The organism is Histophilus somni 2336, from assembly GCF_000019405.1.
Lineage (GTDB): Bacteria > Pseudomonadota > Gammaproteobacteria > Enterobacterales > Pasteurellaceae > Histophilus > Histophilus somni.
The window spans coordinates 59697-73723 of record NC_010519.1 but is presented as its reverse complement, the minus strand read 5'-3'; the positions used below and the strand labels follow the sequence as shown (position 1 = coordinate 73723).

8 protein-coding genes are annotated in these 14027 nt (G+C 38.6%); 4 read left to right on the top strand and 4 right to left on the bottom strand.

Translation table 11 applies throughout. The features are described from left to right. Positions 1-13: 13 nt before the first annotated feature. Positions 14-2359 (bottom strand): LPS assembly protein LptD, encoded by a 2346-nt coding sequence (lptD, locus tag HSM_RS00380; protein WP_012341555.1) that lies wholly within the window; start codon positions 2357-2359, stop codon positions 14-16. Positions 2360-2546: 187 nt separating this feature from the next. Between lptD and tal the strand changes: the two genes are divergently transcribed. After that, positions 2547-3500 (top strand): transaldolase, encoded by a 954-nt coding sequence (gene tal, locus HSM_RS00375; RefSeq protein ID WP_012341545.1) that lies wholly within the window; start codon positions 2547-2549, stop codon positions 3498-3500. A 72-nt stretch (positions 3501-3572) separates the two neighbouring features. On the opposite strand, the gene HSM_RS00370 is transcribed toward tal, so the two are convergent. Genes HSM_RS00370 through HSM_RS00360 form a run of 3 tightly spaced genes read right to left on the bottom strand, consistent with a single transcriptional unit; the run spans position 3573 to position 6959 of the window. Further along, positions 3573-4877: a sodium ion-translocating decarboxylase subunit beta gene (locus tag HSM_RS00370; protein WP_012341539.1), complete on the bottom strand. Its 1305-nt coding sequence runs from the start codon at positions 4875-4877 to the stop codon at positions 3573-3575. Positions 4878-4889: 12 nt separating this feature from the next. Beyond that, complete coding sequence (oadA, locus tag HSM_RS00365; protein ID WP_012341529.1) at positions 4890-6689, bottom strand: sodium-extruding oxaloacetate decarboxylase subunit alpha; 1800 nt, start codon at positions 6687-6689, stop codon at positions 4890-4892. 12 nt (positions 6690-6701) lie between these two features. Further along, positions 6702-6959, bottom strand: a complete 258-nt coding sequence (locus tag HSM_RS00360; protein ID WP_012341518.1) for an oxaloacetate decarboxylase subunit gamma — start codon at positions 6957-6959, stop codon at positions 6702-6704. A gap of 183 nt (positions 6960-7142) precedes the next feature. Between HSM_RS00360 and HSM_RS00355 the strand changes: the two genes are divergently transcribed. The 3 genes from HSM_RS00355 (at position 7143) to dnaE (ending at position 14000) form a co-directional block, all read left to right on the top strand. After that, complete coding sequence (locus tag HSM_RS00355; protein ID WP_012341507.1) at positions 7143-7604, top strand: DMT family transporter; 462 nt, start codon at positions 7143-7145, stop codon at positions 7602-7604. Positions 7605-7787: 183 nt separating this feature from the next. Next, positions 7788-10358, top strand: coding sequence for an ATP-dependent chaperone ClpB (gene clpB / locus HSM_RS00350; RefSeq protein WP_012341496.1), 2571 nt, complete (start codon positions 7788-7790; stop codon positions 10356-10358). Positions 10359-10523: 165 nt separating this feature from the next. Beyond that, entirely contained in the window at positions 10524-14000 is a 3477-nt protein-coding gene (dnaE, locus tag HSM_RS00345; protein WP_012341485.1) for a DNA polymerase III subunit alpha, read from the top strand. The last annotated feature ends 27 nt before the right edge of the window (positions 14001-14027 follow it).

The window sequence follows — 14027 nt, the reverse complement described above, 5'->3', positions numbered from 1 at the left end:
TTAAATTTGAACGTTAGTATAGACTAAAGGCTTTAATATAAGGCAGTTTTCCTTTTTTCAGCATTTCATCTATATTATTTTTATGATCTGAAGGAGATAATCCACGTAACTCAAAAGTGAGGCTTAAGCTATTATCATAAAGCACTTCATCATTGCGTTGATTTGCTCTATTGGTTACATAACGTCTTGCTCCAACACCTATAGACCAGCAACAAGAGTTATATTGTATTCCCAAATATTGTTCAACCGGCTTTTTCAATGCGAGATCTTGATAATAGCGACCAACCAGTGTCCAATGATCAGTTAGCTCCCAAGCTGTTGTCATACCAAGTTGTTTTATACTTTGTCCATAAGTATTTTTACCAATTAAATTTTGATCGATATAAGACTGGTTAACATATCGATAACTGAGTTGGATTAAGTTATTTTTCTCCGAATTGTACTCTAAGACGGTATTTGCCAAAGATGTTTGGTTTAAGTGTGTGTCATATTGATAACTTCCACGCCAATTCCATTTGCTATTGATACGCCAGTTACTTTCTAAAGACCAGGAAGAAGATCTGCCTTGAGCCATATTTTGTGGATTATTATCTGTGCGAGAGTCTTTAAGGTAATAAATTTGTCCAATAGATAAGTTAAAGCGTTCATTTGCATTTTTATCATAAAATCTGGTCGTTCCACCAAGAGTAATTTGATTTGCTGAAACTATGCGATCTAAACCGCTATAACGGCGATCTCGAAACAAAGAAAAATAATCCTGTTGTAATAAAGTTGAGTCGTAACCAAAACCTAAGTAATCATTATTTTGTTGTTTTAGACCAATATCCGACTGATCTTTATAAGGGCGGTACAAATATTGAAATCTTGGCTCAAGAGTTTGGGTATAACCCTCAATGAAACTTTGTCTATTTGCTAAGACCGTTTGAAAATCCAGCTTGATTTGTGGTAAAACACGATTAACCGTTTTTTTAATCTCTTCTGCATTTTCTCCTTTACCTCGTTTTTGTAGATAGCGTGTTGCGTAAAGTTTAGTTTCAATATTTAAACTGCCGTAACGATTGGAAAGTGGAAAAGTCAAACTCGGTTCTATATGGAAACGCCAAGCAGTTGGCATTAACGCACTGTCATTATCAAAACGAACTACTTGTGAAAATAAACTAAAGTCAACTAAGCCATTAGCAATTTCGTTGCGATAATAATTAAAATCAATTTGTGGCAACGCACGATAAGGTCCAATATCTACTTTATCGAAAATTTGGAATTGTTTCGCTGAAATAGAAAGGTTGTAATTCGGTTGATAGTAAGAAATGCTCGCTTGTTGATCTACATATCCGTCTGTACTGTTTCCATATTCAGACTCAAAATCATTGAAATAATGTTTATCGCTTACTTTTGTATAATTTACATTTAAACGCCAATCTTTTAGAAAATGAGAATTATGTCCCCAATAAAAGAGATGACGTGAACGAGCCGTATTTAAATAGTCAGAATGACGATCTGTTTTTAAGTATTCAACGACAAATTTTCCCTCACCGATACGAGTCAGATAGCGAGTTTCTGCATTTAATTGCCAACCTCGATGAGACATATATTTAGGGGTAAATGTCGCATCAAAGTTTGGTGCTATATTCCAATAAAACGGTTGTGCATACCAATAACCATGCCGAGTTGAGATACCTGCTTTGGGAATAAGTAATCCAGATCGACGGCGATCACCGATAGGTAATTGTAAGTAAGGCGTGTAGAAAATAGGGATACCGGATACTTTAAAACGAGCATGCCACATTTCCGCATATTCTTCTTGAATATGTTGACGCATTTCCTTAGCCTCAATTGACCAAGCGTCGCTATTAGGCAAACAAGATGTGAAGGTTGCATTTTTCATCACTCGATAATGTTCACGAAGTTCAACTTCATCAGCAGTTCCCCGCCCTTGTCGTCCAACCAATTGATAATCTGCATCTTGGATATTGGCATCTTTGCTATCAAGGTGAATTTTGGCATTATCACCATTGAGCTGAATTAAATTATCCTTGTAGTCAAACCCATTTTTAGCATACGCATAACGTTTCGCATTATCTTTTCCGTGTTGCTCAATTTCAATCATTCCCGCTGTTAAATGACGGTTGCCCTGTTTAACATTAACATTTCCTTCGTATTGAGCATGTGTCGATTGATTCATTTTGGCGTGATCCGCTTCAATATAAACCGGCAATTCATTGGGATCGCCTTGAACGATTTCACCCTGAAAATGAGGAACACCGATCAAACATTGCTGTTGTAAGTTCGCTTGACTGGACGTGCTATAAAGTGCGGTCAAAATTGACAGAGAAAGTACAGTGTAATAATTTTTTTTCATTGTTGAGCTATTTTGTTTGCCAAAAATTGCCCTCGATTATAAATAAAATTGTGCTAAAAAGCATTATAAATAAGGTGAAGAATATACTTATTCTGTACGCTTAAAAGCAAAATAATGATTTCATAATTTCAAAGATATGGTATTGTATGCGAGTTCAATTCTTTATAGCTAAATAAAAGGAAAGACTATGACAACACAATTAGACGCTTTGCGTAATATGACCGTGGTAGTTGCCGATACGGGAGATATTGATGCGATTAAAAAATATCAGCCGCAAGATGCAACCACAAATCCCTCTTTAATTTTAAGTGCATCATCATTACCACAATATGCTCCATTAATTGATGAAGCGATTGCTTATGCGAAAGCAAAAAGTGCGGATAAAACACAGCAACTAATTGATGCAGAAGACAAACTGGCAGTAAATATCGGTTTAGAAATTTTAAAAATTGTTCCGGGACGTATTTCTACTGAAGTAGATGCCCGTCTTTCTTATGATACACAAGCAACGGTAGAAAAAGCACGTAAACTTATCGCACTTTATAACGAAGCAGGTATTAGCAACGATCGTATTTTGATCAAAATTGCTTCTACATGGCAAGGTATTCGTGCTGCAGAAATTCTTGAAAAAGAAGGGATTAATTGTAACTTAACGCTATTGTTCTCTAAAGCACAGGCTCGAGCTTGTGCTGAAGCAGGTGTTTATTTAATTTCACCTTTTGTAGGACGTATTCTTGACTGGTATAAAGCAAACAGTGATAAGAAAGAATATGCACCGGCGGAAGATCCAGGCGTCATTTCTGTTACAAAAATTTACAATTACTATAAACAATACGGTTATAACACTGTTGTTATGGGAGCAAGTTTCCGTAATGTAGGTGAAATTACTGAATTGGCAGGTTGCGATCGTTTGACTATTGCACCGGCATTATTAAAAGAATTACAAGAAAATAGCACCGCACTTGTGCGTAAATTAGCGTTTAAAGGTGAAGTTAAAGCAAAACCTCAACCGTTAACCGAAAGCCAATTTTATTGGCAACACAATAGCGATCCAATGGCAGTTGAGAAATTAGCTGACGGTATCCGTAAATTTGCTATTGACCAAGAAAAATTGGAAAAAATGTTACTAGAGAAATTCTAACATTGTATTAAAAATGAATAAGGACGAAAATTTTCGTCCTTATTTTTATTTTCAATCTTAAGGGAATGATTTTTACATCATTGCTGCAATATATTTTAACATCACGCCTGCTGCAATGGCGGATCCGATCACGCCGGCAACGTTTGGTCCCATTGCGTGCATTAATAAAAAGTTCTGATGATCAGCCTCTAGGCCTAATTTATTCGATACTCGAGCCGCCATTGGCACGGCGGAAACACCTGCCGAACCGATAAGCGGATTGATTTTATCTTTACTAAAGCAGTTCATCAATTTTGCCATTAGGACGCCACTCGCTGTCCCTATGGCGAAAGCTATTATGCCGAGCAATAAGATACCTAACGTTTGCGGTTGTAGGAATTTATCTGCAACTAATTTTGCACCAACGGATAATCCGAGGAAAATTGTTACAATATTGATTAAGGCATTTTGTGCAGTATCACTTAAACGCTCAACTACCCCACTTACTCTCATTAAATTACCAAAGCAAAACATTCCTAATAACGGTGCGGCATCCGGCAATAATAAAGCAACAAGCACCAATAACACGATCGGGAACAAGATTTTTTCCCGATTACTGACATTACGCAGTTGCACCATTTTAATTTTACGCTCTTGTTTAGTGGTTAAAAGACGCATTATTGGCGGTTGGATAAGTGGGACTAATGCCATATAGGAATAAGCAGCAACGGCGATAGCCCCCAATAATTCAGGGGCAAGTTTACTTGCCAGATAAATAGCGGTTGGACCATCAGCACCACCAATAATCCCTATTGCCGCAGCTTGAGGCAAGGTAAATTCAATGATCCCTAACCCGTTTAATGCTAACGCCCCTAGCACAGTGGCAAAAATTCCGAATTGTGCAGCCGCACCCAGTAATAAGGTTTTTGGATTAGCAAGCAATGGACCAAAATCCGTCATTGCACCAACCCCCATAAAGATAATCAATGGTGCGGCACCTGAATTAATGGCGACATCATAAAAAGTGGACAACACACCATCGGTATAGCCTAAATCTTTCGCTAATAATTCTGCTTGCACATGTAACAACGCCGGTGCTTTTTCCAGTACCTGTTTTATTGCCTGTACGTCGGTATCGCTATGCAGTAAATTTGCAAGCGTAGATAAATGTTGGTTGTTATTGCTATGAAGTAAATTTTCTAGTGCCGAAAACGCCATATTCGCTTCAGGAATATTGGATAAGAGTCCCCCAAATCCAATCGGTAGCAATAAGAGCGGTTCAAATTTTTTCACAACTGCAAGGTAGAGTAAGAGCAAGCTGATGACAAGCATAATTGCCTGCCCCCAACTTAAATGCATAATGCCTGTTCCTTGTAATAGGGCGAGAATACTTTCCATATTAATCTCCGATTACGCTAAAGTTAATAAGATATCACCCACAGCCACAGTATCACCCGCTTTCACTTTTATACCCTGTACAGTTCCTGAGGTAGCGGCTCGAATTTCTGTTTCCATTTTCATTGCTTCTAAAATGAGCAAGACTTCTCCTTCCGCAACTTGTTGTCCTTCTTTTACCAGTACTTTCCAGATATTTCCAGCCATAGGTGCATTTACCGGTATATTTTTTGTAGTTGCACTTGTTGCCGGTTCTGTTGATTGTGTACTAGGTGCGGTCGAGACAGGTGTAATATGACTAATATCACCGCCTTCAGTAACTTTCACTACAAAAGATTTTCCCTCTACCTCAACCGTGTAAACGGCACTATCATTTCTACTTGAAAGTGCGGTCGGTTTTTCACTTGTTTTTACTTCGTTGGTTGGTACCGGCTCAAAAGCATTCGGATTACCTCGATTTTCTAAGAATTTCAGCCCAACTTGTGGGAAAAGTGCAACAATTAATACATCATCAATTTCATTCTCTGCAAGTTGAATACCTTTTTCTTTTACCATTCGTTTTATTTCTGTGGATAGTTTATCCATTTCCGGTGCAAGATGATCTGCCGGACGATCAGTAATAGGTTGCTCACCCGCTAAGACTTGTGCTTGTAATTCTGCATTCACCGGTGCCGGGGTGCGACCATATTCCCCTTTCAAAATACCTGCGGTTTCTTTTGCGATGGTTTTATAACGCTCACCCATTAATACATTAATCACTGCTTGAGTCCCGACAATTTGTGAGGTTGGTGTAACTAGCGGAATATAGCCTAAATCAGCCCGCACTTTTGGAATTTCCTGCAAAACTTTATCCAGTTTATCTGAAGCATTTTGTTGTTTGAGTTGATTTTCTAAATTAGTCAGCATTCCTCCCGGTACTTGAGCAACTAAAATACGGCTATCCACGCCTCTCAATTGCCCTTCAAATTTAGCGTATTTTTTGCGTACATTACGGAAATAATCAGCAATACGCTCAAGTTGTGGAATACTTAATCCGGTATCGTACTGTGTGTTATCTAATGTAGCTACTAATGCCTCTGTTGCTGGATGTCCGTAAGTACCGCTCATAGAGGAAATTGCCGTGTCAATACCATCCGCACCTGCTTCTATGGCTTTGAGTAATGCCATTTCCGCCATACCTGTCGTTGAATGACAGTGCATATGTAAACGCACATCGTAGCGTTTTTTGATTTCGCTGACTAATTTGTATGCCTCGACAGGAGATAAAATTCCGGACATATCCTTAATGACCAGCGAGTCGATCCCGATTTCTAACAATTGCTCTGTGGTATCTAACCACGTTTCTAAAGTATGCACCGGACTTGTTGTATAACTCAATGTACCTTGTGCATGTCCGCCATTTTTACGCACCGCTCTTAACGCTTGTTGCATATTTCTCGGATCATTCATTGCGTCAAATACACGGAAAACGCTCATACCGTTTGCAACCGCACGTTCAACAAATTTATTTACAACATCATCAGCATAATGACGATAGCCCAATAAATTTTGCCCACGTAATAACATTTGCAAAGGCGTGTTCGGAATAGCTTTTTTCAACTCACGTAAACGAACCCAAGGATCTTCCCCTAAAAAGCGAATACAAGCATCAAAAGTTGCACCTCCCCAAGCTTCAAGCGACCAGTAGCCGATTTTATCCAGTTCAGCGGCAATAGGTAGCATATCATCAAGGCGTAAACGTGTAGCAAAAAGGGATTGGTGTGCATCACGTAAAACCACGTCAGTTATAGAAATTTTTTTCTCGTGAGTAGCCATTTATATTCTCCGTTATTGTAAATTTTGTTGACGACGGTGATGTGCTATTGCTGCTACAATAACCGGACGTAAACGCTCTAAATCATTTAATTCTGTTGTAGGAATAAACGCTTGCTGAGGAAGGGTTGGTTCAGATGAAAAGTAACCGATAAGTTTAGACATCAGTTTTATAGCAAAAATTAAAATTAATAAAAAGACTAAAACAAAGCCCATACCGGAAAGCATTAGATTTACGCCTTCTTGTATGAGTTGTACGTTTGTGTTTGTCATAATTATTCCCTTAAAAGCTATTTAGTTTAATAACATGTCTATCATACATTTTTTATGGAAAAAGTTTGAACTTGGAGCACATGTTATAGGATTTATATTATTGCGACATTTTAGCTTTTGTATCTTTGCTTGAAAAGTATAGAATGCAATTCATTTCACTGAATTTTTTAAAGGATAATAAAAATGTTACTTCCATTTATATTAATTGCATTATGTGCAGGGATCGCATTAGCCGCACAAGCGGCAATTAATACTCAGTTAGCACAATCTCTCTCGGGACAACCTGTCTTTGCAGCCTTTGTTTCCTTTGCGATGGGAACGATAGCGTTATTTTTCATTTGCTGGTGGAAAATGGATTTATTTTCAGCACTACAACAAGTCCCTAAACAGCCCTTATGGAAACTCATCGGCGGTTTATTAGGTGCATTAGCGGTATTTACCACTATCTTTCTTGCACCCAAAATCGGCGTCACCAATATGCTGTTCTTTATTATTGTCGGTCAATTACTGACTGCTTTGATCATTGATCATTTCGGTTTAATCGGAATGACGCAAAGAGCGGTAAATGTTTGGCAACTTATCGGTTTTGTTGTCATCGGTTTCGGTTTATTGTTATTTTTCTTTGGGAAAAAACTTTTTCATTAATGCCCTCTATTTATTGTAAAACCTATTAAAATTCATTTAATTAATAGGTTTTACTAAATTTATTTTACTTTTCTACTTGAAATATCGTTGTTTAATCTTACTTAACTAGTGAGCGAATAGAAGGCGTTTCATTATGTGGTTAATTTTTACGATGAAACGCAGAAATTAATTTTAGGAGAGATTATGAACATAGATAAACTTACGACTAAATTTCAACAAGCTATTGCTGAAGCTCAATCTTTAGCCATAGGAAAAGACCATCAATTTATTGAACCAGTTCATTTAATGACCGCACTTTTAAATCAGCAAGATGGTTCAATCCCGCCATTATTAACAGCAAGTGGGGGAAATTTAGCATTATTGCATAATGACTTAGCTGCAGAATTGAGCCGTTTACCACAAGTTTCGGGGAATAATGGGGATATTCAGGTTTCCAGAAGTTTGGTCAAATTATTAAATTTATGCGACAAACTGGCACAACAACGGCAAGATAAATTTATTTCCTCTGAATTATTTTTATTAGCAATTCTTGAAGATAAAGGTGCTTTAAGTGAAAGTTTGAAAAAGTGCGGTATAAAACAAGAAAATTTACTACAAGCCATTGATAAATTGCGAGGAGGCGAAAAAGTGAATGAACAAGGTGCGGAAGAAAATCGTCAGGCATTAGAAAAATATACTATTGATTTAACTGCACGGGCAGAAAGTGGAAAATTGGATCCTGTTATCGGGCGTGATGAAGAAATTCGCCGTGCCATTCAGGTTTTACAACGTCGTACAAAAAATAATCCAGTATTAATTGGGGAACCGGGTGTAGGTAAAACAGCGATTGTGGAAGGGTTGGCACAACGTATCGTAAACGGTGAAGTACCTGAAGGCTTAAAAGGAAAACGTGTTCTTTCTCTGGATATGGGAGCGTTAATTGCGGGAGCCAAATATCGTGGTGAATTTGAAGAGCGTTTAAAAGCGGTTCTCAAAGAATTAGCTCAAGAAGAAGGGCGTGTGATTTTATTTATTGATGAAATTCACACTATGGTAGGTGCGGGAAAAACTGACGGGGCAATGGATGCGGGAAATTTGTTAAAGCCAAGTTTAGCTCGTGGTGAACTGCATTGTGTAGGTGCAACAACTTTAGATGAATATCGTCAATATATTGAAAAAGATGCCGCACTTGAACGCCGTTTCCAAAAGGTATTTGTTGGTGAGCCGACAGTTGAAGATACGATTGCCATTTTACGTGGGTTAAAAGAGCGGTATGAAATTCATCACCATGTGCAAATTACCGATCCGGCAATTGTTGCGGCAGCGACCCTTTCTCATCGTTATATTTCCGATCGTCAATTACCAGATAAAGCTATTGATTTAATTGATGAGGCAGCCTCAAGTATTCGTATGGAAATTGATAGTAAGCCACAACCTTTAGATAGATTAGAACGCCGTATTATTCAATTAAAATTGGAACAACAAGCGTTACAAAAAGAAGATGATGAAGCAAGTCGCAAGCGTTTGGATCTTCTTGAGGAAGAGCTTGGTGAAAAAGAACGTGAATATGCGGAGTTGGAAGACGTTTGGAAGGCGGAAAAAGCCGCACTTTCGGGTGCTCAACACATCAAGGCAGAGCTGGACAATGCCAAAATTCAAATGGAGCAAGCTCGCCGAATCAGTGATTTTGCGAAAATGTCTGAGTTGCAGTATGGTCGTATTCCTGAGCTGGAAAAACAGCTTGCACAAGCTGAAAGTGCGGAAGGAAAAGAGATGACTTTATTGCGAAATCGTGTTACCGATGAGGAAATCGCTGAAGTGCTTTCACGTGCGACAGGCATTCCTGTTGCAAAAATGATGGAGGGCGAAAAAGATAAATTATTGCGTATGGAACAAGAATTGCATAAGCGTGTTGTAGGACAATCAGAGGCGGTTGTTGCTGTCGCAAATGCTATTCGTCGTAGTCGTGCCGGATTATCTGATCCAAATCGTCCTATTGGCTCATTCTTGTTCTTAGGACCAACGGGCGTAGGGAAAACGGAACTGTGTAAAACCTTGGCGAATTTTATGTTTGATGACGAAAATGCAATGGTGCGTATTGATATGTCCGAATTTATGGAAAAACATAGCGTTTCACGTTTAGTCGGTGCACCTCCGGGCTATGTCGGTTATGAAGAAGGCGGTTATTTAACCGAAGCGGTACGTCGTCGTCCATATTCTGTGATTTTGCTTGATGAAGTGGAAAAAGCCCATAGCGATGTCTTTAATATTTTATTGCAAGTGCTAGATGATGGACGTTTAACCGATGGACAGGGCAGAACGGTTGATTTTCGTAATACTGTAGTGATTATGACTTCAAATTTAGGCTCTGATTTAATTCAAGGCAATAAAGAGTTGGATTATAATGCTATGAAAGAGGTTGTTATGTCAGTTGTAGGGCAACATTTCCGACCTGAATTCATCAACCGTATTGATGAAACTGTGGTATTCCATCCATTAGCTAAAGAAAATATTCGTGCCATTGCCACTATTCAATTACAACGCTTAGTGAAACGTATGGAAACTCATGGTTATCAGCTTGAATTTACCGATGCGACTTTAGATTTTATCGGTGAAGTTGGCTACGATGTGATTTACGGTGCAAGACCATTAAAACGTGCCATTCAACAAGAAATTGAAAATCCATTAGCACAACAAATCTTATCCGGACAATTATTACCGGGTAAAAAAGTCATTGTGGATTATGTTGATGGGAAGGTTGTTGCAAAACAGTAGTTCATTTTAGCTAAATTAAACCCGGCTTTTAGTCGGGTTTCTTTTTTTCAAAGTGCGGTAATAATTTGCCGGAATTTTTGTCCTTTGCCTTTGATTGAGCTTGTTGAGAAATATCGCTAAAATACACCGCACTTTTTCCCTCAAATTATTTTTATAGGATTTTTTATGTCACAGCCTCGTTTTGTACATTTGCGTGTACACAGTGATTTTTCCATGATTAACGGCATTACTAAGGTAAAACCTTTGATAAAAGCCTGTGTGCAACATGAAATGGTGGCAATGGCATTGACTGATTTTACTAACTTTTGTGGCTTAGTTCGTTTTTATGGTGAAGCACAATCTTCAGGCGTTAAGCCTATTATCGGTGCTGATGTTCTCGTGAAAAGTGATTTGTTGGGAGATGAACTTTTTGAACTGACGTTATTAGCCAAAAATAACGAGGGTTATCATAATATTACCTTATTACTTTCGAAGGCTTATGAACGTGGTTATTATAATTTACCTTACATTGATCAGTCTTGGTTGGCAGAACATCATGAGGGAATTATCATTTTATCCGGTGGTCGCAATGGCGATGTAGGGAAAAAATTACTGAAAAATAATTCTGCTGATGTGGAAACTGCGGTAGCTTTTTATCAAGAATATTTTCCCGACCACTTTTATTTAAGTTTAAGTCGCACCGGTCGATCCGATGAAGATCGCTATATTCAATCTGCTTTAATACTTGCACAGCAAAAACAATTACCTTTAGTAGCAACAAATGATGTGTGTTTTTTAAGTCCGGAGGATTTTGAGGCACATGAAATTCGAGTTGCCATTCATGATGGTTATACACTGGATGATCCGAAACGCCCGAAATTATACAGTTCACAACAATATTTCCGCTCGGAGCAAGAAATGTGTGAGCTGTTTGCTGATATTCCTACCGCACTTGAAAATACTGTATTAATAGCACAACGTTGTAATGTCACTATTCGCTTAGGGACTTATTTTTTACCGAAATTTCCAACGGGTGACTTAAGTCCGGAAGATTTTTTAATCCAAAAATCGAAAGAGGGATTAGAGGAGCGTTTGCAGACCCTGTTTCCTGATCCGCAAGTGCGGTCAGAAAAACGTAAAGAATACGATGATCGCTTACAAACCGAACTGGATGTCATTAATAAAATGGGCTTTCCCGGTTATTTTTTGATCGTGATGGAGTTTATTCAGTGGTCAAAAGATAATGATATTCCTGTAGGACCAGGACGTGGTTCCGGAGCAGGTTCTTTAGTCGCCTATGCGTTAAAAATTACCGATTTGGATCCTCTTGAATTTGATTTGCTTTTTGAGCGTTTTCTCAATCCTGAACGTGTTTCTATGCCGGATTTTGATGTGGATTTCTGTATGGACAAGCGAGATCGTGTGATTGAGCATGTTGCAGAAACTTATGGGCGTGGAGCGGTTTCGCAAATCATCACATTTGGAACAATGGCGGCAAAAGCGGTTATTCGTGATGTGGGGCGTGTATTGGGACACCCTTATGGTTTTGTGGATCGTATTGCTAAATTAATTCCCGCCGATCCGGGTATGACCTTGACAAAGGCTTTTGAGGCAGAACCGAGATTATCCGAAATTTATAACAATGATGAAGAAGTGAAAGCCTTAATTGATATGGCAAGAAAATTGGAGGGAGTAACACGTAATGCGGGTAAACATGCGGGCGGTGTAGTTATTTCTCCTAGTTTAATTACAGATTTCTCACCTCTATATTGCGACTCGGAAGGGAAACATCCTGTTACACATTTTGATAAAAATGATGTTGAATATGCAGGATTAGTGAAATTTGACTTTTTAGGCTTACGCACGCTGACCATTATTAAATGGGCATTGGATATGATTAACGCTCGTTTGGTTAAAGAGGGTAAAAGTGCGGTAGATATTTCGACAATTCCTTTAAATGATCCCGATTCATTTAACTTGTTAAAAAAAGCTGAAACCACAGCAGTCTTCCAGCTGGAGTCGAGGGGAATGAAAGATCTTATCAAGAAACTTCAGCCCGACTGTTTTGAGGATATTATTGCACTTGTAGCATTATTCCGCCCCGGTCCTTTAGAGTCTGGAATGGTGCAAAACTTTATCGATCGTAAACACGGAGTGGAACCTGTTTCTTATCCTGATGTTAAGTATCAACATGAATCCCTTAAGCCGATTTTAGAACCTACCTATGGGGTTATCGTTTATCAAGAACAAGTCATGCAAATTGCACAAGTACTGGCGGGATACAGCCTTGGCGGTGCGGATTTATTGCGTAGAGCGATGGGTAAGAAAAAACCTGAAGAAATGGCAGCACAACGAGATATTTTTGAAAAAGGTGCGATAGCAAAAGGGATTGATGGCGATTTAGCCATGAAAATCTTTGACTTAGTGGAAAAATTCGCCGGTTATGGCTTTAATAAATCTCATTCTGCCGCTTATGCTTTGGTTTCTTATCAAACCCTTTGGTTAAAAACACATTATCCCGCTGAATTTATGGCAGCGGTGATGACCTCAGAGATGGATAACACAGACAAGATCGTGAGCTTTTATGATGAGTGTTTACGTATGGGTCTCACTATTGTTCCCCCTGATATTAATACAGGCAAACATCATTTTAGTGTGAATGATAATGGTGAAATTGTTTATGGTATTGGTGCAATAAAAGGCGTTGGAGAAGTCCCAATAAATGCAATAGTTTCAGCCCGTGAACAAGGCGGAATTTTTAAAGATTTATTCGATCTTTGTGCGAGAGTAGATTTAAAACAGATTAATCGTCGCACCTTTGAAAATCTAATTAAATCCGGTGCGTTTGATAAATTGGGTCCACATCGAGCCGCACTTGCCCAAAATTTGGAAGATGCGTTGAAAGCATCGGATCAGCATGCAAAAGATGAGGCGATAGGACAGGTTGATATGTTTGGTGTACTAACTTCAAGCCATGAAGATGTTGAAACCGCTTATGCACACACGCCACGTTGGAGCGAGAAACAAATTTTAGACGGTGAGCGTGAAACATTAGGTTTGTATTTAAGCAGTCATCCGATTACTCGTTATTTAAAAGAGTTGTCTCATTACAGTTCGACACGTTTAAATGAGTTATCTCCAAACACTCGAGGCAAAATAAGTACTGTTTGCGGTTTAATTGTAGCATTAAGATTTGCAGTGACGAAAAAAGGAAACCGATTAGGTATTGCAACTTTAGATGACCGTTCCGGGCTTTTAGATATAACGTTGTTTGCTGATGCTTTAGAACGTTTTGGTGATAAATTACAGAAGGACACCGTTGTTATTGTTTCCGGTACAGTCAGTTTTGATGATTTTTCTCAAGGGCTAAAAATGTCTGTACGAGAGTTAATGACTTTAGATGAAGCTCGTAGTCGTTATGCAAAAAATTTAGCCATCAGCTTATCCCAAGAGCAAATAACACCGCACTTTATTCGCCAACTCAAAGGAATTATTGAACCTTGTAGCGGCGGTTCTTTGCCAATACATCTTTACTATCAAAGTAAAGACGGACGAGCTTTGATACGCTTCGGTGTGCAATGGTCTGTTTATCCAACAGATGAGTTATTGAGTGCACTGGTAACAATGTTAGGAGAAAATGCGGTTGAGCTTGAATTTGACTAAATAGATCTACCAAATTTTACTTTTACT

Bases quoted from the DNA above. Each gene is read 5' to 3' on its own strand.
- lptD (WP_012341555.1), bottom strand. From the start codon at position 2,359: ATGAAAAAAAATTATTACACTGTACTTTCTCTGTCAATTTTGACCGCA.
- tal (WP_012341545.1), top strand. From the start codon at position 2,547: ATGACAACACAATTAGACGCTTTGCGTAATATGACCGTGGTAGTTGCC.
- HSM_RS00370 (WP_012341539.1), bottom strand. From the start codon at position 4,877: ATGGAAAGTATTCTCGCCCTATTACAAGGAACAGGCATTATGCATTTA.
- oadA (WP_012341529.1), bottom strand. From the start codon at position 6,689: ATGGCTACTCACGAGAAAAAAATTTCTATAACTGACGTGGTTTTACGT.
- HSM_RS00360 (WP_012341518.1), bottom strand. From the start codon at position 6,959: ATGACAAACACAAACGTACAACTCATACAAGAAGGCGTAAATCTAATG.
- HSM_RS00355 (WP_012341507.1), top strand. From the start codon at position 7,143: ATGTTACTTCCATTTATATTAATTGCATTATGTGCAGGGATCGCATTA.
- clpB (WP_012341496.1), top strand. From the start codon at position 7,788: ATGAACATAGATAAACTTACGACTAAATTTCAACAAGCTATTGCTGAA.
- dnaE (WP_012341485.1), top strand. From the start codon at position 10,524: ATGTCACAGCCTCGTTTTGTACATTTGCGTGTACACAGTGATTTTTCC.